This is a genomic window from Allobosea sp. P2_A10 (assembly GCF_056405115.1).
Window position 1 is genome coordinate 1 of the sequence record NZ_JBFUCS010000061.1, and the last position, 846, is coordinate 846.

Genomic DNA, 846 nt, shown 5'->3' on the forward strand with positions numbered 1-846 from the left:
CCTGACGGCAACGCCGGACGCGCTGGCGCCGATCAGGAGACCGACCCCAACCGGCGCTTTCTCGCCTCAGTCGCCAGCGCCGGGGTCGAAACCGCGAAGGCGACGAAGAACGACCGGATCGACGCGCTGATCGCGCAGGGGACGACCATCCGTGGCGTGCTCGAGACCGCCGTGCAGAGCGATCTGCCCGGCATGGTGCGCGCGGTCACAGCTGAGAATGTCTGGTCATTCGATGGTCGCCGCGTCCTGATCCCAGCCGGCAGCCGGTTGGTCGGAGAATACAAATCCGGCCTGGCGCAGGGCCAGACCCGCGTCTTCATCGTCTGGACGCGGCTCTTGCGGTCCGATGGTGTGTCGGTCCAACTCGGCTCGAACGGCGCCGACGAACTGGGTCGCGCCGGCAACACCGGCTTTGTCGACAACCACTATCTCGAGCGGTTCGGCGCCGCGGTCGTGCTTAGCCTCGTCGGCGGCGTCTCGCAGTTTCTCAGCGGCTATGGCCAGTCCGACACCAATGGCAATGGCTCGACGATCACGACGACCGATCCGGTCACCGGCGTCGTCACCACCACGCAGATCGGAACGAACGGCGCCAATCAGGTTCTGCAGGCACGCCAGATCGCGGCGCAAAACGTCTCGCAGACGCTGACCAACATCGCCCAGGAAGCGCTGAAGAATTCGATCAACATCCCGCCCACGATCCATCTCGACCAGGGCACACGGATCACCGTGTTCGTGCGACGCGATCTCGATTTTGCCGCGCTCTATCCCGACCCGGTCAAGGAAGCACTCATGGAGCTTCGGCGTGAACGCAATCAGCCTGCATCGACCCGTCTTCCTCAATAG

At 64.5% G+C, this 846-nt stretch carries 1 protein-coding gene; it reads left to right on the forward strand.

Annotated elements, in window-relative coordinates:
• Positions 1–846 (forward strand): type IV secretion system protein VirB10 (gene virB10, locus AC1DZY_RS26630; protein WP_476823167.1); only part of this gene is annotated, 846 nt, incomplete at its 5' end.